We start from the raw sequence: 21,001 nt of genomic DNA, 5'->3' as shown, positions 1-21,001 counted from the left end.
TGGGATAGCCGCGGCAGCACGCTTAATTCAGTATGGCTATTTTAGTTCCGTAAGACAATATGTTGTTCAGTAAATTCAGGACTAGAGGCTTGCCCCTGCTCTCGGTGGGGGGAGTGTCCGGCTACTTGAAATCGCTGCTGGCCGGGGATCCCTACCTGGCCAGGCTGTGGGTGGTGGGAGAAGTCTCCAGTTGCCAGCGCAGCCGCAACGGCCACCTGTTCCTGACCCTGGTGGATCCGGAAAGCGGCGACCTCCTCAAGGGGGTTGTGTGGCAAAGTCAGACTGCCCGGCTCAGCTTCTGGCCAGAAGTGGGGCAACGGGTGCTGGCCCTGGGTCAACTTGGCATCTACAGCGGCGGCAGCTACTACCGCCTGGTTATCTGGCAACTGCTGCCGGCGGGCGAGGGGCTGTTGGCGTGGCGGTTTCAGCAGCTTAAGGCCCGCCTTGCCGCCGAAGGCCTGTTCGACAACCAGCGGCCCCTGCCCACCCACCCTCAGTGTATTGCCGTCGTCAGCTCTCCCGACGCCGCTGGCTGGGGCGATATCCGCCGCACCCTCAACCAGCGCTACCCCGGGCTGCGGGTGCTGTTTGCGCCAGCCCAGGTGCAGGGGGAGGCGGCCCCGGAGTCGATTGTGCGGGCCATTCGCCGGGTGGAGCGGGACGGGCGGGCGGAAGTGCTGATCGTGGCCCGGGGGGGCGGATCCGGCGAGGACTTGGCCTGCTTTAACGACGAGCGGGTGGTGCGGGCCATTGCCGAGTGCTCCATTCCGGTGGTGACCGGGATCGGCCACCAGCGGGATGAGACCTTAGCTGACTACGCTGCTGACTATGCGGCGCACACCCCCACAGCGGCCGCCGAGCGAGTTGTGCCCGATCTGCGGGAACTGCAGCGCCAGGCATTCCAGTTGCGCCAGCAGCTTGTCGAGCGCACCCTGCATGCTCTGGAAAAAGCTGAACAGCGTTGGCACCACGCCCAGCGCCGCCTAGCCCAGGTGCATCCGGAGCGGCTGCTGCAGCAGGCCCAGGAGCGCCTAGCCCAACAGCAGCAGCGCCTGGTCCAGGCCGTGCGCCACCGTCTCCAGCAGCAGCAACAGCGCCACCAAGCTCTCCAGCAGCACCTGCAAGCCCTCGATCCTGCCGCCGTTCTCAGGCGGGGCTATGCCCTGGTGCGCGACGAGCGGGGATCCCTGGTCCGCAGCCACCGCCTGCCGCCCCAGACCCGGCTGAGGATACAACTGGCCTCGGGCAGCCTCTGGGCCCGAGTGGAGGAGAGCCATGAGCCGCCGCAAACGTGAGGATCCCTGGCGCTACGAAGCAGCCATCGCCGAAGTGGAAAGTCTGATTGCCCAGATCGAATCGGGAGAGCTGGATCTGGCGGAGGTGGTGGAGCGCTTCCAACAGGCCGCCCAGACCCTGAAGCGCTGCGCCGAGTTTTTGGAGGAAAAGCGGCAGCAGGTGGAGATCCTCATCGAGGAATTGAACCAAGACGACGAAGACTGGCAAGCATTCTAGGGATCCCGCTCTGCCGTCGCCTCTTTGCTGCGCCGAGGCTTGACGGACAATGCTCGACCCGTAACAATCGTCAAGTTGTCAAGATGTCTTCTGGGGCCCCCATGTCTGCCAAGATCCTGGATGGCAAAGCCTTGGCTGGCCGGCTGCAAGCCGAGATGGCCGCTCAGGTGCAAGCTTGGCTGCCGCGGGTGGGGCGTCCGCCGGGATTGTCGGTGCTGCGGGTGGGGGAGGATCCCGCCAGTGCTGCCTATGTGCGCGGCAAAGAGCGGGCCTGTGAGCGAGTGGGCATTGCCTCCTTTGGCCGCCATTTTTCCGCCCAAGACTCCCCCGCCCATCTGCTCGACGCCATCGCCCAACTCAACCAGGACGAGCGCGTCGACGGCATCCTCGTGCAACTGCCTCTGCCCCCCGGCTGGGATCCCATCCCGCCCCTTCTGGCCATCGACCCCGCCAAAGACGTGGACGGTCTCCACCCCCTCAACCTGGGCCGGCTAGTGCGCGGCGAGCCCGGCCTGCGCAGTTGTACGCCTCTAGGTGTGATGCGCCTGTTGCAAGCGGAAGGGATCCCCATTGCCGGACGAAAAGCGGTGGTGGTCGGCCGCAGCCTCCTGGTGGGCAAGCCCCTGAGCCTGATGTTGTTGGCCGCCGACGCAACGGTTACCGTGGCCCACTCCCGTACACCCAACCTGGCCGAAGTAACCCGCAGTGCCGACATTGTGGTCATGGCTGTAGGGCGTCCTCGCTTGCTCACGGCAGACATGGTGAAGCCGGGCGCCGTGGTTGTCGATGTAGGCATTAACCGTATCCAAGACCCTGACGGATCTGAGCAGTTGGTGGGAGATGTGGACTACGAAGCGGTCAAAGAGCGGGCCGCTGCCATCACGCCTGTACCAGGCGGCGTGGGGCCGATGACGGTGACGATGCTGCTGGCCAACACCCTGGAAAGCTACAAGCTTCGCAGCCACCTGTAGCCTGGAAGCTGTCCTCAAAATCCATGAACAACTGCCAATGGCCGGCCACCAGGAGGGAGCCTTGGAGACATCAGTGAGGCTTTTTGTATAGCTTGTTACTCCGAGTGGCAGTGAGATCGGGTCATCTTCGGGCTTGCTCAAGAGTCTTCGCTGGGGGAACGCAAGAAGATTGCTAAGCAATAGTTATTCGCCGTCAAATTTTTGTCCAAGTCCTTTACGTTGACAGTCGCAGATCGGGGATCGCTGTAACGTATGGATATGAACTTAGGTTAACTAGCAGCCCGTCTCCCCAGAACTGAAGCTCCGAGGGCGGGCAAGGAGTAGGGTCTCATGCTGCCGAGTGGCTCCAAAAACGCCTCTATGCCGGCGGCCGAATCAGGGCAAGGGGATCCGGCTCCCTTTTTAGCTGATGCTAGCTCTCCGCCTCCGCGAGCTACAACCACCGCTCCCTACGTGGTGCTGCACGGTCATTTCTACCAGCCGCCGCGGGAGGATCCCTGGCTAAACCGCATTGAGCGCCAGCCCAGCGCTGCCCCCTTCCACGACTGGAACGAGCGCATTCTGGCGGAGTGTTATCGTCCCAACGCCTTTGCCCGCATCCTGGACGAGCAGGGGCGGGTGGTGCGCATTGTCAATAACTACGAATTCTTGAGTTTTAACTTTGGCCCCACTCTCCTCTCCTGGTTGGAGGAGCACGATGTTGAAGTGTACCAACGCATCTTGACTGCCGACCGCCTCAGCGCCGAGCGGCTGGAGGGGCATGGCAATGCCATCGCCCAGGTCTACAACCACGTCATCCTGCCCTTGGCCAACGAGCGGGACAAGTACACCCAGATCCGCTGGGGGATTGCCGATTTCCAGCATCGCTTTGGCCGCTTTCCCGAGGGCATGTGGCTGGCGGAAACCGCCATCGATGCGGCAACGGTTAAAGCCTTAGTCGACTGCGGGATCCGCTTTGTCATCTTGGCACCCAGCCAGGCGCAGCGCATTCGTCCTTTGGGTCAAACGGAATGGATCGATGTCAGCCAGGGTCAGATCGATCCCAGCCGGCCCTACCGCTGCTTTACCCCGGATCGCAGCGGCTACCTGGACATTTTCTTTTTTGATGGCCCTATCTCCCGGGATCTTGGCTTTGGCGATATCGTCTACAGCACCCAGTCGCTGGCGGAGCGGATCCGGCTGGCCATCCGCCCTGACAGAAAAGGGGAACCCTATCTGATCAACTGTGCTACCGATGGCGAGACCTTTGGCCACCACAAGCGCAGCGTGGAGCGCACGCTGGCCTACGCCTTTTGCGAAGAGTTTCCCCGGCGGGGGTGGCAGGTGGGCAACTACGGCCACTTCCTCAGCCACCATCCCCCCACCTGGGAGGTGCAACTGAAGCCGGTCACCGCCTGGAGCTGCGCCCACGGGGTAGGACGGTGGTCGCGCGACTGCGGCTGTGGGGCGGTTCCAGGCTGGCACCAGCGCTGGCGGCAACCGCTGCGGGAGGCCCTCAACTGGCTGCGGGATCAGTTGGCCGAGATCTACGAGACGGAGGCCAAGGCCTACCTGCGGGATCCCTGGCTGGCCCGGGATCGCTACATCGAGGTGATCTTGGATCGGGAGCGCTGCGAGGCGTTTTTGCAGGAGCACCAGAGCCACCGCCTCACTGCCGAAGACCGAGTGCAGGTGCTGCGCCTACTGGAGATGCAGCGCTACGGCCAGTTGATGTTTACCAGTTGCGGCTGGTTCTTCGAGGAGCTCTCGCGTCCTGAGGGAGTGCAGATCCTGCGCTACGCGGCGCGGGCCATCGAGCTGGCGGCAGCAGTGGCGGATGTGGATCTGGAAGAAGAGTTTCTGGGCCGCTTGAGCAAGGCTCCCAGTAACCTCGACCTATACAGAGATGGCAAGGGGGTTTACTGGGCTTTGGTGCGCCCCGCTTTGATCAGCCCACAGCGGCTGGTGGCCCAGCACGCCCTGCTTTCCCTGTGCAACGGCATGCCCCGAGCCCCCGGATATATGCTGGAGCCGGTGGATCAGGAGCGCCTGGCTATAGGGGGATCCACACTGCTCGTCGGGCGGGTGAAGCTCGCCTTTCCCAACACCGGCGAAGAGCACGACCTCATCTACGCTCTCCTCCATCTGGGCGGCTGGGACTTTCAGTGTGGGGTTAAGCCGTTTACAGGGCGGCGCAGCTACGAGCAGTTGAAAGCCACCCTGCTATCTGGATCCCGCAGCCGCATCCAGCTAGTCCTAACCCTGCAAGAGCTGTTTGGCCCGGAAACCTTTGACCTCAACGCCCTGATTGAGGAAGACCGGCAGCAGATGCTGCGCTGGCTTACCCAAGACACGTTAGATCGCCTGGCCCAGCTCTATCGCCAAACCTACCTGGAAAATTACGGGGTTTTGATGGCTTTTCGGGCCGATGGCCTGCCGATCCCGGAAGAGCTGTTGGCTGCCGCGCAGATCACTCTCAACCAGCGCCTGTTGAGCAGCTTGCGGGCGATGGAAGTGGAAGGGGGCAAGCAGGATCACCTGCTGGAGTTGCGGGCAATCGCCCGCGAGGCGGAGCAGTTGGGGTGTCAGTTGCGGCGGGAGGAGGCGGCCCGGGTTTTGGATCGGCTCTTGCAGCGGGGGATGTGGCACCTTGCCCACGATTTTGAGCCGGAGAGCTTTGGCGAACAGCTCCACAACCTGGAGGAGTGGCTAAAACTAGCTGACGATCTGCGCCTGCCCATCAACCTGGATCGCCTCCAGGAGCTCTACCTGCTGGGTCTGGAACGGCAGAGAGAACTTCAACTGCATCTGGCTGAAGGGAGCGCGAGCGGCCCAACCCACCTTCGAGAAGAAGGCCAGGAGATCCCTGGCGAAACCTTGCGCCGCCTCTTCCAGCTTGGGCAGCGGCTCCGCGTTAACGTCAACGCCTGGCTGCGTCACCTACAACCCCACCAGTGATCTGAGTGCCGCAGGCTGCGCTTTTGCCCCTCTGCTGCCCAAGGGGAAGAGGGCCTTAGGCTCGAAGGATGGCCGTTGCCCCGCATTTTCCTGAATCTATCGGGATGACAGGATTCGAACCTGCGACCCCTTCGTCCCGAACGAAGTGCGCTACCAAGCTGCGCTACATCCCGAGGAGCAATCCAAATCCAAGACTTTGTAAGTATAGCATGCCATGCATGGCATCTTCCCGCGGGCGGGAGTCGTTCTGCGCTAAGCTATGGGGATCCACCGTTGCCCTACTGGAGTATGAGTCAGCCTAAGGGTTTCAGCCAATCCAAGCCAGAGAAGAAACCGGCCAAGGCCAACACGGCCAAGCGCAAGGAAGCCGCCAAACGCTACGACGAGCTGAAAGCCAAGGGGATGCCGGAGTTCGCCATTTTTGCCCGGCGCCGCCAAGCTGAGCCCGGCAAACCCAACCCCTGGCTGCCCGTGGGATCCCTGGCGGTCAGTCGCTCCAGCGCCATCCACCAGGCCATCTTCCAAAACGAGGAAGAGCTCAAAAAAGCAGCCGTCCGCCTCTTTCCCCGTCTTAGCAAAGTCAAAGACGAGCTGGAGTTTGGCTTTCGCCTTAAGGACAAAGAGTTTCAAGACGAGCCCATTCAGGTGGCAGTTCGGCCCCAGCCTTCGCCCCTTCAGAGCTGGATAGACAGGGTGCGCAAGTGGCTGGGCCTGGGCAAAAGAACTACCCAAGCCTCCAAGAAAGGCTAAGCCGTGGCAAAGGCTTTGGGTAGCCAGCTCAAAATCAAGGGGTTGACAATCTCTGGGCGCTCGTCGTGGGGGCAATGGCCCGTATCGGGAAGAGGGAAAAATTGGTAGTCGATCCCCTGCACATGGTTTTGAAAGCCGCGACCCCGCTGAATAGGCGTCCAGGGATCCCGTTCCCCCCAAATCACCAGCAGCGGACAGCGCACCTGGGGCAGCAACGCTTCCGGCGTAGGGCCAGGGGGAGCCGTGAGAACAGCGGCAAACACCTGCTGCGCTCCCGGCTCACAGGAAGGGGCGTAGAGGATCTCCACCAGCTCGTCAGTGATGGCGGCAGGGTTGCAGTACACCTGTTTCAGAGTGGCGCGGATCCGCTGCCGCTGCCGCACCCAATCAAACAGAAGGGGCCCCGTGACCGGCGAGGCCACCAGAGCAGTGAAGGTGGCCATGAAAAGGCGGGCCAGCGGGCTGAGCTCGTGGGAGCGGTGGTTGAGACCGCCGGCACAGTTGAGCAGCACGGCTCCAGCAACAAGCTGGGGATAGCGGGCAGCCATGAGCAAGCTGAGCAAGGCGCCGATAGAGTTGCCGATGAACACCGCCGGCTGCCGCACATGCTGCCGCCAAAAATCCGCCAGCAGCTCGGCCCACAGCTCCAGACTGTAGGCAAGGGCCGGCTTGGCCGAGCCGCCAAACCCCAGCAAATCCAAAGCATAGACTCGGTATCCCGCCGCCGCTAGCACAGGGATGTTGTGCCGCCAGTGGCCAATGGAGGCCCCAAAGCCATGCACCAAAATCAGTGGGGAGCCAGATCCCTGGACGACGTAGCGAATGGCGTGACCCCGCCAGCTCCAGGTTTGGGGAGCAAAAGGGGCAATGGGATCGGCTGCCAAACTCGCAGGAGGAGCAGTGAACACAGACAGAAAAAAGATGTGGAGGCGTTGTGGAAGGGTCCCCACCTCCTCATCCTACCGCCACTCTCGAGCGTCTTTCTCTGACGGCCATTGCCCCCAATCCCTCCCCCCAGAGAGATCTAGCTTCTCGGCAGAACTCTCAGGTGATCACATCCGGCTGCTGCCGACCGGTGCGGGCGCGGATCTGGGCGAAGTGATCCGCCAGTTGGATCAGCTCGGCCAGGGCCACCTGGGGATCCAGGCCGTGCCGGCTGGGATCCGGCTCAAACCGCTCCAAGTACACCCGCAGGGTGGCCCCGTGGGTGCCGGTGCCGGAAAGGCGGTAGACGATGCGGGAGCCGTCCTCAAAGCCGATGCGGATCCCCTGGTTGCGGCTGGTGCTGCCGTCCACGGGATCGGTGTAGCTGAAGTCATCGGCATAGGCTACTGTTTGGGAGCCAAAGCGCTGCCCCACCCAGCTTGCCACGGAGCGCCGCAAGTGCTCCATCAGCTCCTCGGCCACCTCCACCGGTAGCCCCTCGTAGTCGTGGCGGGAGTAGAAGTTGCGCCCGTAGGTGCGCCAGTGGTCTTCCACAATCTGCCGCACCGACTGGCGCCGCACGGCGAGGATGTTGAGCCAAAAGAGGACAGCCCAGAGGCCGTCTTTTTCCCGGATGTGGTGGGAGCCGGTGCCGAAGCTCTCCTCGCCGCAGAGGGTGACTTTGCCGGCATCCAGGAGGTTGCCGAAAAATTTCCAGCCCGTAGGGGTTTCGTAGCAAGGGATCCCCAGCTTGGCCGCCACCCGGTCTGCTGCCTGGCTGGTGGGCATGGAGCGGGCGATCCCCGCCAGCCCCTCCCGGTAGCCGGGCACCCGGTGGGCGTTGGCGGCCAACACCGCCAGGCTGTCGCTGGGGGTCACGTAGAAGCGGCGGCCCAGGATCATGTTGCGATCCCCATCCCCGTCGGAGGCAGCGCCGAAATCCGGCCCATCCTCCCGAAACAGCAGCTCCACCAGGGCGCGGGCGTGCACCAGGTTGGGATCTGGGTGGAGGCCGCCAAAATCCGGCAGCGGCTGGCCGTTGAGGACACTGCCCTGGGGCGCTCCTAGAGCTTTCTCCAGAATGGCGTGGGCATAGGGGCCAGTGACGGCGTGCATGGCGTCGAAAGCGATGCGAACCCCGGAGGCCAGGTAGTCGCGGATGGCGTCGAAATCAAACAGGCGCTGCATTAGGCCTAGATAGTCGGCCACCGGGTCGATGACGGAAACCGTCAGGGATCCCAGCCGTTGCTCCCCTAGGCGATCCAGGTCCACATCCGGGGCTTGCAGGATGCGGTACTCGCGGATCCGCTGGGTGCGGGCGTAGATGGCCTCGGTCACCTTCTCCGGGGCGGGGCCGCCGTTGCCGATGTTGTACTTGATGCCAAAGTCTCCTTGCGGACCGCCGGGGTTGTGGCTGGCGGAGAGGATGATGCCGCCGTAGGCCCCGTATTTGCGAATTAAGCAGGAAACCGCTGGCGTGGAGAGGATCCCCCCCCGGCCCAGCAGTACTCGCCCGATGCCGTTGGCTGCTGCCATCTTGAGCAGGATCTGGATGGCTTCCCGGTTGTAGTAGCGGCCGTCTCCGCCCACCACCAGGGTTTGGCCGGCGGATCCCTCGAGGACGTCAAAGGTGGATTGGATGAAGTTCTCCAGGTAGTGGGGCTGCTGGAACACCTGCACCGGCTTGCGCAGGCCGGAGGTGCCCGGCTTTTGGTCGGGAAAAGGGATGGTGGCCACGGTGCGCAGGATCATAGGCTGCCCAACTCTGCTCGCCCCTCTACTATCTCATCGTTGGGGCCTCTAGGGAGGATCCCTGGGCAGCTTCAAGCTCAGGGCAGGACTTTGAGCGCCTGGCCAGCGCTGCGGCCATAGCGGCTGGGATCGTACATCTCCTCGACAAGGGCAGGGGCCACCTGGAATTGGCCAGGGATCTCGGGACGGAAGAGGTAGACGAACTCGTGGCGGCCCCGCTTGAGCTCGGTGCTGAAGAAGGCCACCCGGTCGTCCCGGTTCTCTTGATGGGCCCAAAACCAGTCCCACCAGTAGTCGGCGGCAAGCCCTCGCGGATCCCGGGAGGTGATCTCGGCGCCGCTGGGCAAGGGATCCTCGATCACCACGTAGTGGCTATCCCGCTCAGCTTCCACCGTCAGCCGGGCCAGGAGCACCTCGCCCGCCCGCACCGCCTCGCCAGGGCGCAGGAGCTGTTCCCGGTAGCGGATCTCGCCATTGGCTTGGGGCTGGGGCTGTAGGCGGAAGTAGCGGCGGCTCACCGTGAAGCCCTGGCTGTCGGGGGGCGGCAGCTCCGGCAGAAAGGCCTCTCCCCGCAGGCTGTAGTAGAGGGGACCGGGGCCGGATTTTTCCAGGCGCAGGCGGCGCAGGTTACTCACTTCGGCGTCGTCCCAGTCCAGCACCTGGCGAGGATCCTGAGGACCGGCCTGCCACTGGGCCAGTTGCGCCCCGCTTACCCCATCTTGCACCCGCACCTGGCGGGGGCCAGGCTGTTGCTGTTGCTGGGCTTGGTAGTGGGCCACCAGGCCCAGGAGGGCGTCGGCGGTGGCTTTGGTGGTGCGCCAGCGGTTGTCCTGCCGTTGCTGGAGAAGGGCGGTGGCGATCTCCCCGGCGCGGCCATCCTGGAGGCGCACGGCCAGTTGCAGGAGGGGCCCGGCCACCTCCAGGTCGTCGTAGGTGGGGCGTTCCCCGGCTGGCGGAGCGGAGGCGGCAGGAATAAACCAGCGGCCCTGGGGATCCCTTTGTCGCCGTTGCAGACCTTCCTCCAGAGCCGCCTGGGCGAGATCCCGCTGGCCCCGTTGCAGGGCGGCCAGGCCGCGGTAGGCCAGGCCAAAGGTGGAAAGCTGCGGCGGCGGCGGCAGCTCGGCAGTCACCAGCGCCGGATCCCAGAGGGCCAGGCTGTAGGCCACAAAGGCCCGCAGATCGGGGGAGAGGCGTTGGAACGGCTGCCCAGCCAGATACTCCAAAGCCCGCTGCACCCGCCACTCCTTGAGGGCGTAGCCGGCGGCCTGGGCGAGATGATAGCCCTGCAGGATGTAGGCGGTCAGGTAGGGGTTGCTGGTGTCGTAGGCCCACCAGCCCCAGCCGCCGTCGTAGTTCTGGGATTCCTCCAGCCGCTGCAGGCCGGCCCGAACCACCCGCGGCAGCCGCTCCAGGGTGGGCAAGCGCAAGCTGAGGCCCAACTGCTCGCCGGCCTGGGCCACCGCCAAGGCGGGCAAAAAGCGGCTCAAAGTCTGCTCGGTGCAACCGTAGGGGAACTGCACCAGGTAGTCCAAGGGCCCCAACAGCTCCGCTGCGGGGCTGGCGGCCAGTTCCAGATGCAGGTGTCGGGATCCCGGCACCCAGGTGGCCGGCCAATCCAAAGGCAGCTCAAGGCCATCCTCCTGCAGCCGCCCCGTTTGGAAGAAGCGGTGCACTGCCCCTAAGGGCTGACTGGGGATCCGCAGTTGCAGCGCATCCTGCAGCCCCTCCCCTTGTGCCCAAACCCGCAGGGGGGTCTCGCCGGCCCCCAGCACCCGCAGGGGCCATTCCACCCGCTCCGCCCTCTGGGCCGGCACGGTAAGGCGTTGTCGATCCGGGCCTTGCAACGCCAAGTTGGCGGGCACTTCCAGCCCCACCTCCACCGCCTGGGCTTTTGTGGTGCGATTTTGCACAACAGCGGCCAAGGTGAGTTGATCCCCCACCTGGAAAAAGCGAGGGGTGGCCAGGCGCACCAAGAGGTCTTTGCTGACGGCGACGCTGGCCAGGGCGGATCCCACCTGGGTGTCGGCGGTGGCGGCGCGGGCAGTCAAGCGCCAGGTGGTCAGGTTATCCGGCCAGCGCACCTCTACCTGGGCCAGGCCATCGGCGTCGGTAACCAGATCCGGGAACCAGGCAGCCGTGTCGCGAAAGTCTTCCCGCACCTGGACGGCCAGCTTGTCGGCGCCGCCGGGATATTGTTGCGGGAAAGAGGTGGTGGTGGTGACTTGGTTGTCCTGGCGCCCGTAGAAGAAGCGGCGGATATCGGGGGTAAAGTCGGGCCGGAGCAGGTAGAGGGCATTGTCCACGATCCCCAGCCCCACCTCGGCGCTGACCGGCTGCCCTTGGGCATTGCGGGTGCGGATTTGAATTCGGGCCGTCTCCCCCGGCTGGTAGGTGGGCTTATCCGTCTGCAGCTCCACCTGCAAAAAGCGATCCAGCGGCGAGACCCGCAGCAGCGCCTCGTTCTGGTACAGCCGCCGCTCTGGGCCAACGACAGTGGCGGTGACGTAGAGGTTGGGGCGATACTCCTCCCGGATGGGCAGGCGCAGGGTGGCCGTATGCCCCTGCAGGCGCAGCAGTTGTACCTGGTGCAGCCGGGATCCCTCCAGGCCCACCAGCACCGGCAGATCCGGCAGCGGCGAGGCGATCAGGATCTGGGCCTCTTCCCCCACTTCGTAGATCTGGCGATCCGCCACCACCTCCAGGCTGGGCAGGGATCCCCAGCTTTGCAGGGGGCTGCCCGGCTCCACCACCCAGAGAGAGGCGACCTCCTGCACGCGACGGCGGCGGGGATCCCATGCCGTCAACCGCACCCGGTAGTCTCCCGGCTCCAGGTCGGCGGGCAAGCTGAGGGTGAGGCTGCCTTCCCCGTTGACGATCTGAAAAGGCTGCCGCAGCAGGGTACCTTGCCGTTGGTAGGTGCTGCTCTTGGGATCCCAGCGCCAGCGCTCCAGGCTCAGCTCTCCGGTGGCGCTGACGGGGCGGCCATCGTAATCGCGGGCTTGCAGCCGGTAGGTGAGGGTATCCCCCGGAGCGGGCAGATGGCGGTTCACTTCCGCAAACAGAGCAAATTCGCCAGCCGTGACCCAGGCCCGCGCCGATCCTGTTACCGTCCGGCGGCTGATATCGGTCACCTCCACCTCGATGCGCAGTTGCTGCACCTCTTGGGGGCCCCAGTAGCTGTCTTCTTCCCAGTTGAGATCCTGCAGCAGGCGATCCAGGCGAAACTCCGCCCGCCCTTGGGCATCTGTCACCCCTTCCCCTTCCGCCACCAGCCGCCCGTAGCCGCCGTAGTAGGCCGGTTCCTCTCCCAGGTCATTGGCAAAATAGTCTTCTGCCGCAGAACGGGGCAACAGCCCATAGCGCAGGCTCCAGTCGGGGCTGCTGTAAACCCGATAGCGCAACTGGGCCTGGGCCACCGGCGCGCCGAAAAGATACTCGGCCTCCACCTGAGCCTTCAGGGATCCCCCCCGCGCCAGCCAAGGCCGGTCGGGCACCACCGTCACCTCAAACTCCGGTTTGCGGTAGGCTGCCACCCCAAAGTCGGTGGACTCGCGGCTGGATCCCTGGAACTGCCACTCTAGGCTGTAGCTGCCCAGGGGGGTTTCTTCCGGCAATTGAAACTGCCCGTGGACGCTGCCGAAAGCGTTGGTGGCCAGGGTCTGCTCCTCCAGCACATCGCCGTTGGGAGCGGCGAGGGTTACTTGCAGCGGCTGGCCTGCCGGGGGCGGGGTGAGGCGGCCTTGCTCCCGCACCAGGGCGCGAAAATAGACCGTCTGGCCGGGGCGGTAGAGGGGGCGGTCTGGGTAGGCGTAGATGCGGTACGGCTGGTTCCAGCCGTAGGTGTAGCTGCGGGACAAAACCTGCAACGTGTTGTCGGCGCTGCGGCCATAGACCACCAACGAGGATCTCTCCCCCGCCGGCAAGCTAAACTGGGCCAGCCCCTCCTCGTCGGTGGTGGCCGTCAAGGGATCCCCCCACTCCCCAAAAACTTGGATCTGGATCCCCGGCAGAGGACGCAATTCCTGCAAATGCACCGCCTGCACCACCAACTGGCTGGCATCCTGTTTCTGGATTAGGCCCAGGTCGCTTACCAAAAGCCACTCCTCAGAACGGGGCAAAGGTGCACTCGGGTTCAGCGGCTCCTGTCCTTCCGCCTCCAGCCAGTAGGCCCCCGGCGGCAGGATCCCCAGATCCAAGGTGCGGGTCACCTCTTCTCCCCCCAGCGGCTGCTGCCAACGGCGCAGCAGCTCTCCTCGCAGGGTGGAATACAAATCCGGATCCAGGGATCCGTAGCCGAGGGCCAAATTCCGCAAGCGAGGGGATCCCTCCAGATCGGCCAGGGAAAAGCGGTAAACGGCAAACTGCACCGCCCTCAAGCCACTGGCCCTCCACTCCAGCCGCGCCGGCTCGGCGGTCGTGAACACCTGGCTGGTGCTGTATAGGTAGAGGCTGGGGGGCAGAAGCTGCGGGCGCAGGAGAGGAGCAGAAGCTACTGACCCTTCCCGCACCTGCACAGGCCTCTCGCTGAAGACGGTTTCCAGGCCGGATCCCCGCACCGTCACCCGGTATTCCCCAACGGGCAATTGATCCAAGCGATACTCGCCCTCCGCAGACGGGCTGACGCTGCGGCTCACCGGGCCGGCGGCAATCACCTGGACGTTCCCCGGCGCCACCCCTGCCGGCAGCTCCACCCGCCCCGTCAGGGATCCCGTCGGCGGCTCCGACAGCAAAACCGCCAGCCCCACGGCCAAGAACACCCCCAGGGCCACCAACCAGCGCCGCAGCATGGGATCCCTTCCTCCTCCCTATGTGTCCTGGTTGCCCTGGGGACGGGGTCGCTACTTCACCAGCTCGAACACGTTGAACATCGGCAGGTACATGGCCACGATGATGCAGCCCACCATCCCCCCCAAGATCACGATCATCAGCGGCTCCAGCAGGCTGGTGAGGGCGCGCACCGCCTCCTCCACCTCCAGCTCGTAGAAGTCGGCTGTCTTCATCAGCATCGCGTCCAGCTCCCCCGTCTCTTCGCCCACGCTGATCATCTGGATGGCCATGATCGGGAAGACCTTGGCCTTATCCAGGGCCGGGGCGATCTGGCCCCCTTCCGAGATGGATTGGCGGGCGGCGTCGATGGCGTTGGCCACCACCTGGTTGCCGGAAGTGTCGCGCACAATTTCCAACGAAGTCAGCACCGGCACCCCAGAGCGGGTCAAGGCCCCAAAGGTGCGGCAAAAACGGGCCACCGCCGACTTCTGGATCAGATCCCCGAAAATGGGCAGCTTGAGGGCCAGCGCGTCGATGGTCTCCTTGCCGGCGGGGGTGCGATAAAAGCGGCGGAAGGCAAAGAAGACCGCCACCAGAAAGCCCACCAGGCCCAAGCTGTACTGGGGCGTGCGCAGGAACTTGCTGATGTTGATGAAAAACTGGGTAAAGGCGGGCAGCTCACCCCCCAAGTCGTTGTAGATGCTCTCAAACGTGGGCAAGATAAACAGCACCATGCCCAAGAAAATCAAGACAGCCAAGATCGTCACCACCACCGGGTAGGTCATGGCTGACTTGATCTGCTTCTGCAGGCGATCCATGTCCTCCAGCAGCTTGGCCAGGCGGTTGAGCACTTCGTCCAGCACGCCGCCCACCTCCCCCGCCTGCACCATGCTGCAGTAGAGGCCGTCAAAGGCATCCGGATAGGGGCGGATGGAATCGGACAGGTTTTTCCCCGCCTCCACTTCCGCCCGAATCGCCCGCAGGTATTTTTTGAGCTTGGGGTTGCCGGTTTGCTCCTCCATAATGGTGAGGGAGCGCACCATCGACACGCCGGCGTTGATCAGGGCAGCAAATTGCCGCGAGAACACCGCCTTGTCGCGAATGTCGATGGATCCCAGCATCGAGAAATCAAAAGAGGTCTCCAGCGAGAAAAAGGGCTTTTCTTCCTGAATGTCCTCTGGCTTGGCAAAAACGCCCTCTCGGCGCAGCCGTGCACGCGCCTCGGTCAAGTTGTTGGCCACCACCGTCAGGCGTACCAGCTGACCGGCCTTTAACCCCCGAACCTTGTAGCGCGGCATAGCTTACCCCCGATTCAAACTCATGATGAGAGGGTTCGAGTTGTGGGATCCAGCCCCCGAACTTTGGGCAACTAACTTTCTCAGCTAGAGCTTAGCCACAAATTGAGGCGGCGGCCAGAGATCGGCAAGAAGACCTCACCCCGGGACGCGGCGCTGCGGCTCAACGACGGACGGCAACCCCCGCTGGACGCTGGTGTTGAGCTGCCGCGGCTGGCGAGGGCCCGGCAACGTTGCCCAACAGCCGCTGCAACTCCTCAGGGCGAGAGGTCTTGGACATGGCCGTCTCGAAGTCGATCTTGCCCTGCAGGTAGAGGTTGGCCAGATCCTGCTCCAGGGTCTTCATGCCCTGCTTGCCGCCCGTCTGGATGGCCGAGTAGATCTGGGCGGTCTTGCCCTCCCGAATCAGGTTGGCAATGGCCGGCGTCACCACCATGATCTCTTGCACCAGCACCCGCCCGGGCTCTCCCGGCTTGGGGTTGAGGCGGCGGGCCAAAGTTTGCGAGAAGACGGCCTTGAGGGAGTTGGAGAGCTGCACGCGGATCTGCTGCTGCTGCTCCGGCGGGAACACGTCCACCAGGCGATCCACCGTCTGGGCGGCAGAGCTGGTGTGGACCGTGGCAAAGCAGAGGTGGCCGGTCTCGGCGGCGGTGATGGCCAACTGGATGGTTTCTAGATCCCGCATCTCCCCGATCAGGATCACATCCGGATCTTCCCGCATCGCCGCCCGCAGAGCATTGGCAAAGCTCTTGGTGTCTTCGCCCAACTGCCGCTGGTGGATGATGCTGCGGATGGGAGTGTAGATGTACTCGATGGGATCCTCGATGGTGAGGATGTGCTCGGCCCGCTCGCGGTTGATGAAGTCGATGATAGCGGCCAAAGTGGTGGACTTGCCGGATCCCGTCGGGCCGGTCACCAACACCAGGCCCCGAGGCAGACGGGCCATCTCCTTACACACATCCGGCAGGCCCAGCTTGTCGATGTTGGGGATCTCAGAGGCCAGCGCCCGCATGGCGCAGGCGTAGGTGCCGCGATCCCGGTAGACGTTGACGCGGAAGCGCCCGATCCCGCGCACGCCGTAGGAGCAGTCCAACTCCCAGTTCTGCTCCAGGTGTTTGCGCTGGGTGTTGTTCAACATGCTGAAAATGAGCCGCTGCACCTCCTCAGGGGTGAGGGGCTCGTGCTCGGTTGGCTGGAGTTCGCCATTGATGCGGAAATAGGGGGGCAAACCGGCTGAGATGTGGATGTCAGAACCGCCCCTGCGGACGATTTCTTCCATCAGGTCTTCGATCATGAGTTGTGGCATAGGGCTGGTGTCTCCAATCGGTAAGCTGAGTCAGGCTGGGTTCGACCTAGGAGTTGTCGATGAAAAACCCTTCTAAAGCCGGGCTAGAGGCAACCCTCCAGGACTCGTATAGGACTGTTATAATCAGCACCTTGGCGGCGTCAAGAGCCAGGCGCCTTGTCTAAAACTTCGGCGTCAGGCAGTAGGGGCAATCCATCCAGTCTACCTGCAGGGCGGCGCCACAGTTGCGGCAGGTGCTAAGGGCCTTGGCACGGGCCTTCAGCTCCGTTTCCAAACCCTTGTCGGTGAGGATAACCCGATCTACCTCCTCCAGCGTGGTCAGGCCCTGCTTTACCAGCATCAAGCTGTAGGCGAGCAGGGTTTTCATGCCGCTTTCGACAGCGGCTTCCTTGATGACCTCCGTGGGAGCCCCCTTGTTGATCAACTCGGCCAGGCGGTCGTTCATGCGCATGAACTCGTACACCCCCACGCGGCCTTTGTAGCCCACGCCCCCACATTTCTCGCAGATGGGCTTGCCGGTGGCTTTGCGCTGCTCGATCTCTTTGGGGGAGAGCTTGTTGGCTTTGTAGAAGGTGAGCTGTTCGCCGTCGCCGCTGAGGCTGAGGCCATAGCGGGCCAACTCCTCGGATGTGGGGTGGTACGGGATCCGACACTCGGTACATACCCGACGCATCAAGCGCTGGGCCAGCACCCCCAGCAACGAGCTGGAGATCATAAATGGCTCGATCCCCATCTCCGTCAGACGGGCAATGGCGCCAGGGGCATCGTTGGTGTGCAGGGTGGTCAACACCAAGTGGCCCGTGAGGGAGGCTTCGATGGCGGTTTTGGCCGTCTCGTGGTCGCGGGTTTCCCCCACCAGGATCACATCCGGGTCTTGCCGCAAGAAAGCGCGCAGGATCATGGCAAAGTCCATGCCCTTTTCTCGGATCACCTGCACTTGGGTGATCCCCGGCAGGGAGTATTCGATGGGATCCTCGGCGGTGCTGATGTTGATGCCGGGATCGTTCACTTCTGCCAGCGCCGAGTAGAGGGTGGTGGTTTTCCCGGATCCGGTGGGCCCGGTTACCAAGATCAGGCCAAAGGGTCGCCTGACAACCTCCTTGAAGCTGGCCAGGGTCTCTGGGTCGGTGATCAGCTTGTCCAGGCCGAGCTGGGTGGCGGAGTTGTCCAGAATCCGCAGCACGATCTTCTCCCCGTAGCGGGAGGGCAGGGTGCTGACGCGGAAATCCACCTTGCGCCCCTTGAAGACGCGGCGAATCCGCCCGTCCTGGGGCATGCGCCGCTCGGCAATGTTCAAATTGGACATGATTTTGAAGCGAGCGGTGAGGGCGGGGACGATCTTCTTGGGAAAGTTTTCAAAAGCCTGCCGCAGCACCCCATCCTTGCGGAAGCGGATGCGCAGGTATTCTTCCTGCGGCTCGATGTGGATGTCCGACGCCCCGTCTTGCAGCGCCTTGATTAGGATTTGGTTGGCCAATTTGACGATCGGGGCATCGTCTGCCGATTTGAGCTGCTGCTCCAGGGATCCCTCGCCGGCCTCATCGGCAGCCACATCCTCAATAGCATCCAGATCGATTTCGGCAGTGTTGACCACCACCTCTTCTTCTTCTTCTTCCTGTTGGGCAGCAGCCGCGTCGTTGATCCCCTTGATGGCCAGCAGCTCCGCCTGGGCATCCATGTAGCGGTTGATCAGGGCGTCGAAATCCCGCTGGGTGAAGACCCGCCGCTGCAGCTTCAGCCCCTGGATGCGGAAGCGCCGCTGGATGTCGTCCAGCGCCTGCAGGTTGTCCGGCCTGACCATCGCCACCAGCACTTGGTTGTCTTGGCGGCGGATGGGCAAGAACTTGTAGCGGTTGCAGATGTCGAGAGGCAAGAGCGAGTCGATGAGCCCGATCATCTCCGAGATCTCCACCGGCTCCAAATCGATGTCGAGGGGGGGGATCCCGTAGATGATTTTCAGCTCAAAGAGCTGCTGCCGCTTGTAGGCCCGCTCCAGGTCAGGGGTGATCTCTTTGCCGACAATCTCTTTGACCACCAGGGCTAGGGCCTTGCTGCCCCCTTCGCGATCGGCTTTGAGGGCGTTTTGGATGTCCTGGATTTGCTTATCGTCGGCAAAGCCCAGCTCTTTGAGCTTGCGGCCGAAAGGAGTGATGCTGACGTTGGCAATGGCCAGGGCTTTGCTGGCCGCAACGCTGCGACGGGTTAGAGGAGTAGGAAGGTCATTCATGCTGCCGGGCCACCCAGGATGTATTTACATAATGACTGCAGTTAACCGCAGGGATCAACGGTGGGGACATGCAGGCCTGCGCGTCCCAAAGGGCGCTGCCCATGGCCTTACTATGCCCCAACTTGGTTGAAACTTAAATCCCCCTTCCTAGTTCCGGCAGGGTGGTGACGCCTGTCTGGTCAGGCCGGGATCTTCGCCGGATCCACGGGGCCGGTTGGGGGCCTGCTTCCAGAGAGGGATCAGCTTAAGATGGGGAGCAGGCCGGCGGCTTGCGAGCCTTTCCGACGGGAGAAGCCTGCTAACTTGTCCCCTTTCTCGAGACAGCTTCTGCCAATGGCTGAGATCGGTCGAAAATAGGGCGGGCAACGCCAAGCTGATGGGAAATTCGGGGGACAAGCTAAGCTCAAAGGGACGGAGTCGGCCCAACTTGTTCAGGATTACCTCGCTGCAACTGCCCATGCGGCTCTACGTCGAACCCTTTACCGTTCACAAGCGCTATGCCCTCACCCTCAGCCGCGGCACCTATACCGAGGCCACGCTGGCCTGGGTGCGGATCGAAGAGGAGGGGATCGAGGGCTGGGGGGAGGCCTGTCCTTTCTCGGTGAGCGAGGACTGCCACCAGTCTTTGGAGGATATCTTGGTGGGTTTGGAGGTGGCCAAAGGGATCCTACGCCGCCACTCCCCCTGGGAGCGGCAGGCCATTGAGGCGGAACTGCTGCGGGCCGGGATCCCTTCGGCGGCGCGGGCAGCAGTAGACATGGCCCTGCACGATTGGATGGGCAAACGTCTGGGGATGCCCCTGTGGCAGGTGTGGGGACTGGATCGCTCCCGCATCCCGCCCACCACTTTGACCATTGGCATTTCCACCCCTCAGGCGGCCCGCCAGCGTGCCTTGGCCTGGATGGAACAGACCCAAGCGCGGGCCTTCAAGATCAAGCTGGGCAGCGACTTGGGGCTGATGGCGGATCAGAACATGCTGATTGCTGTACAAGAGGTGATCCCGCTGGGATCCCTGATTACAGTGGATGCCAACGGCGCTTGGACGGTGGAACAGAGCCTGAGCATGAGCAATTGGCTGGCGGGGCAGGGGGTGAGCTACCTGGAGCAGCCCTTGGAGAGGGGACAGGAGGCGAAGCTGATCACCCTCTGGCACGAGTCGAAGCTGCCCATCTTCGTGGATGAGAGTTGTTTCGACAGCCGCGATATTCCCGCCCTGGTGGATCGGGTGCACGGCATCAACATCAAGCTGATGAAGTGCGGCGGCCTTAGCGAAGCCTGGCGCATGATCCACACCGCCAAAGCCTATGGGCTCCAGGTGATGCTGGGCTGCTACAGCAACACCGCCCTGGGCAACACGGCGGCGGCCCACCTAGCGCCGCTGGTGGACTACGTGGACTTAGACAGCCACCTCAATCTCATCGACGATCCCTTTTCCGGGGCTTCGGTGCAGGAGGGCTGTCTCATCCCCACCGACCGACCCGGCCTAGGGGTGGAGTTGCGGGAGTAGGACCATGCTCTCCAGTCAAACTCGGGTGGCCATCCTGCTCCACGGCGGCCTGTTGGGGGAGCACGGCAAAACAGGGCTGGGGCTATTGCGCTATGGGCCTTTTCCAGTGGTGGCCGTCATCGATCGGGAGCAGGCGGGGAGATCCCTGGCCCAACTCACGGGCATTGCCAAAGACATTCCCATCGTAGCCTCGGTGCAAGAGGCGCTGGTTTACGGCCCCGAGGTGTTGGTGATTGGGATCGCTCCTTCCGGCGGCCAGTTGCCCCCTGAGTGGCGGGAGGAGCTCTGCCAAGCCCTGCAAGCCGGCTTGTCTTTAGCAAACGGGCTGCACACCCCCCTAGCGGAAGATGCCCAGTTGCGGCAGTGGCTGCAGCCGGGAGCCTGGATCTGGGACATTCGCCGCGAACCCCCTGGTCTGGGAGTAGGGAGGGGCCTAGCTCGCTCTCTCCCCTGTCGGCGGGTACTGACGGTGGGCACCGACATGGCCGTCGGCAAAATGTCCACCAGCCTGGAACTGCACCGGGCCAGCCTGAAGCGCGGCCTGCGCTCCCGCTTTTTGGCCACCGGACAAACCGGGATCCTCATCAGCGGCGATGGGATACCCCTGGATGCGGTGCGGGTGGACTACGCCAGCGGCGCTGTGGAGCAACTGGTGTTGCGCTATGGATTTGACCACGACATCCTGCACATCGAAGGCCAGGGATCCCTGCTCAACCCCGCCTCTACAGCAACCCTGCCCCTGTTGCGGGGATCCCAGCCCACCCACTTGATCTTGGTCCACCGAGCTGGGCAAACCCACATCAAAGGGATGGACTACGTACCCATCCCTCCCCTGCGTAAGGTCATCGAGCTGTACGAACAGGTGGCCAGAGCTGCCGGCGCCTTTGCCCCCGTGCCGGTGGTGGGGGTGGCCCTCAATACCTTCGGTTGGGAGGAGGAAGCCGCCCTGGCCCAGATCCGCCAGGTGGAAGTGGAGACCGGGCGGCCCTGTACCGACGTGGTGCGCTTTGGGGCGGATCCCCTCTTGGATGCCATTCTCTCGACAGGCTAGCC

13 protein-coding genes and 1 tRNA gene are annotated in these 21,001 nt (G+C 63.5%); 7 read left to right on the top strand and 7 right to left on the bottom strand.

The features are described from left to right. Nucleotides 1-59: 59 nt before the first annotated feature. The 4 genes from xseA to ACVWXC_RS09990 all read left to right on the top strand — a co-directional run bounded on the left by xseA (nt 60) and on the right by ACVWXC_RS09990 (nt 5,420). Nucleotides 60-1,295 carry an exodeoxyribonuclease VII large subunit gene (xseA, locus tag ACVWXC_RS10005; RefSeq protein WP_011430794.1) on the top strand — a complete coding sequence of 412 codons (1,236 nt, stop codon included), beginning with the start codon at nt 60-62 and terminating at the stop codon, nt 1,293-1,295. Continuing rightward, nucleotides 1,276-1,512 carry an exodeoxyribonuclease VII small subunit gene (xseB, locus tag ACVWXC_RS10000; protein ID WP_011430793.1) on the top strand — a complete coding sequence of 79 codons (237 nt, stop codon included), beginning with the start codon at nt 1,276-1,278 and terminating at the stop codon, nt 1,510-1,512. Before xseA ends, xseB begins: the two co-directional genes overlap by 20 nt. A 101-nt stretch (nt 1,513-1,613) precedes the next feature. Next, the gene (folD, locus tag ACVWXC_RS09995; RefSeq protein ID WP_457392400.1) at nt 1,614-2,483 is read left to right on the top strand and encodes a bifunctional methylenetetrahydrofolate dehydrogenase/methenyltetrahydrofolate cyclohydrolase FolD; all 870 of its coding nucleotides are present in this window, start codon (nt 1,614-1,616) and stop codon (nt 2,481-2,483) included. A 330-nt stretch (nt 2,484-2,813) separates the two neighbouring features. After that, a complete protein-coding gene (locus ACVWXC_RS09990) occupies nt 2,814-5,420 on the top strand; it encodes a DUF3536 domain-containing protein (protein WP_099813033.1) in 2,607 nt (868 codons plus the stop codon). A 99-nt stretch (nt 5,421-5,519) separates the two neighbouring features. On the opposite strand, the gene ACVWXC_RS09985 is transcribed toward ACVWXC_RS09990, so the two are convergent. Continuing rightward, nucleotides 5,520-5,593: transfer RNA gene (locus tag ACVWXC_RS09985), tRNA-Pro, on the bottom strand. 115 nt (nt 5,594-5,708) lie between these two features. Here ACVWXC_RS09985 and ACVWXC_RS09980 point away from each other — a divergent pair. Then, nucleotides 5,709-6,170 (top strand): HHL1-like protein, encoded by a 462-nt coding sequence (locus ACVWXC_RS09980; RefSeq protein WP_011430790.1) that lies wholly within the window; start codon nt 5,709-5,711, stop codon nt 6,168-6,170. Here the strand turns inward: ACVWXC_RS09980 and ACVWXC_RS09975 are convergent. The 6 genes from ACVWXC_RS09975 to ACVWXC_RS09950 form a co-directional block, all read right to left on the bottom strand. Beyond that, nucleotides 6,167-7,078 carry an alpha/beta fold hydrolase gene (locus ACVWXC_RS09975; RefSeq protein ID WP_011430789.1) on the bottom strand — a complete coding sequence of 304 codons (912 nt, stop codon included), beginning with the start codon at nt 7,076-7,078 and terminating at the stop codon, nt 6,167-6,169. The genes ACVWXC_RS09980 and ACVWXC_RS09975 overlap by 4 nt on opposite strands. A 136-nt stretch (nt 7,079-7,214) precedes the next feature. After that, nucleotides 7,215-8,846 carry an alpha-D-glucose phosphate-specific phosphoglucomutase gene (locus ACVWXC_RS09970; RefSeq protein WP_457392403.1) on the bottom strand — a complete coding sequence of 544 codons (1,632 nt, stop codon included), beginning with the start codon at nt 8,844-8,846 and terminating at the stop codon, nt 7,215-7,217. 77 nt (nt 8,847-8,923) lie between these two features. After that, nucleotides 8,924-13,633: an alpha-2-macroglobulin family protein gene (locus ACVWXC_RS09965; RefSeq protein WP_457392406.1), complete on the bottom strand. Its 4,710-nt coding sequence runs from the start codon at nt 13,631-13,633 to the stop codon at nt 8,924-8,926. A 51-nt stretch (nt 13,634-13,684) separates the two neighbouring features. After that, on the bottom strand, nt 13,685-14,911 hold the full coding sequence (locus tag ACVWXC_RS09960; RefSeq protein WP_457392409.1) for a type II secretion system F family protein: 1,227 nt from the start codon (nt 14,909-14,911) through the stop codon (nt 13,685-13,687). A 160-nt stretch (nt 14,912-15,071) separates the two neighbouring features. Beyond that, complete coding sequence (locus ACVWXC_RS09955) at nt 15,072-16,214, bottom strand: type IV pilus twitching motility protein PilT (protein ID WP_099834829.1); 1,143 nt, start codon at nt 16,212-16,214, stop codon at nt 15,072-15,074. A 160-nt stretch (nt 16,215-16,374) separates the two neighbouring features. Continuing rightward, entirely contained in the window at nt 16,375-18,441 is a 2,067-nt protein-coding gene (locus ACVWXC_RS09950; protein ID WP_457392413.1) for a GspE/PulE family protein, read from the bottom strand. A 457-nt stretch (nt 18,442-18,898) separates the two neighbouring features. On the opposite strand from ACVWXC_RS09950, the gene ACVWXC_RS09945 reads away from it, so the two are divergent. Both ACVWXC_RS09945 and ACVWXC_RS09940 read left to right on the top strand, forming a co-directional pair. Continuing rightward, on the top strand, nt 18,899-19,948 hold the full coding sequence (locus ACVWXC_RS09945; protein ID WP_457392438.1) for a dipeptide epimerase: 1,050 nt from the start codon (nt 18,899-18,901) through the stop codon (nt 19,946-19,948). A 4-nt stretch (nt 19,949-19,952) separates the two neighbouring features. After that, a complete protein-coding gene (locus ACVWXC_RS09940) occupies nt 19,953-20,999 on the top strand; it encodes a DUF1611 domain-containing protein (RefSeq protein ID WP_457392416.1) in 1,047 nt (348 codons plus the stop codon). Nucleotides 21,000-21,001: the final 2 nt, after the last annotated feature.

This window comes from Thermostichus sp. OS-CIW-20, from assembly GCF_054061455.1.
This window is presented reverse-complemented; position numbering and strand designations above follow the sequence as displayed.

Coding starts and splice junctions, on each gene's coding strand:
- ACVWXC_RS09990 (WP_099813033.1), top strand. CDS start 2,814: ATGCTGCCGAGTGGCTCCAAAAACGCCTCTATGCCGGCGGCCGAATCA.
- ACVWXC_RS09955 (WP_099834829.1), bottom strand. CDS start 16,214: ATGCCACAACTCATGATCGAAGACCTGATGGAAGAAATCGTCCGCAGG.
- ACVWXC_RS09950 (WP_457392413.1), bottom strand. CDS start 18,441: ATGAATGACCTTCCTACTCCTCTAACCCGTCGCAGCGTTGCGGCCAGC.
- ACVWXC_RS09940 (WP_457392416.1), top strand. CDS start 19,953: ATGCTCTCCAGTCAAACTCGGGTGGCCATCCTGCTCCACGGCGGCCTG.
- ACVWXC_RS09945 (WP_457392438.1), top strand. CDS start 18,899: ATGCGGCTCTACGTCGAACCCTTTACCGTTCACAAGCGCTATGCCCTC.
- xseA (WP_011430794.1), top strand. CDS start 60: ATGTTGTTCAGTAAATTCAGGACTAGAGGCTTGCCCCTGCTCTCGGTG.
- ACVWXC_RS09960 (WP_457392409.1), bottom strand. CDS start 14,911: ATGCCGCGCTACAAGGTTCGGGGGTTAAAGGCCGGTCAGCTGGTACGC.
- folD (WP_457392400.1), top strand. CDS start 1,614: ATGTCTGCCAAGATCCTGGATGGCAAAGCCTTGGCTGGCCGGCTGCAA.
- ACVWXC_RS09970 (WP_457392403.1), bottom strand. CDS start 8,846: ATGATCCTGCGCACCGTGGCCACCATCCCTTTTCCCGACCAAAAGCCG.
- ACVWXC_RS09980 (WP_011430790.1), top strand. CDS start 5,709: ATGAGTCAGCCTAAGGGTTTCAGCCAATCCAAGCCAGAGAAGAAACCG.
- ACVWXC_RS09965 (WP_457392406.1), bottom strand. CDS start 13,633: ATGCTGCGGCGCTGGTTGGTGGCCCTGGGGGTGTTCTTGGCCGTGGGG.
- xseB (WP_011430793.1), top strand. CDS start 1,276: ATGAGCCGCCGCAAACGTGAGGATCCCTGGCGCTACGAAGCAGCCATC.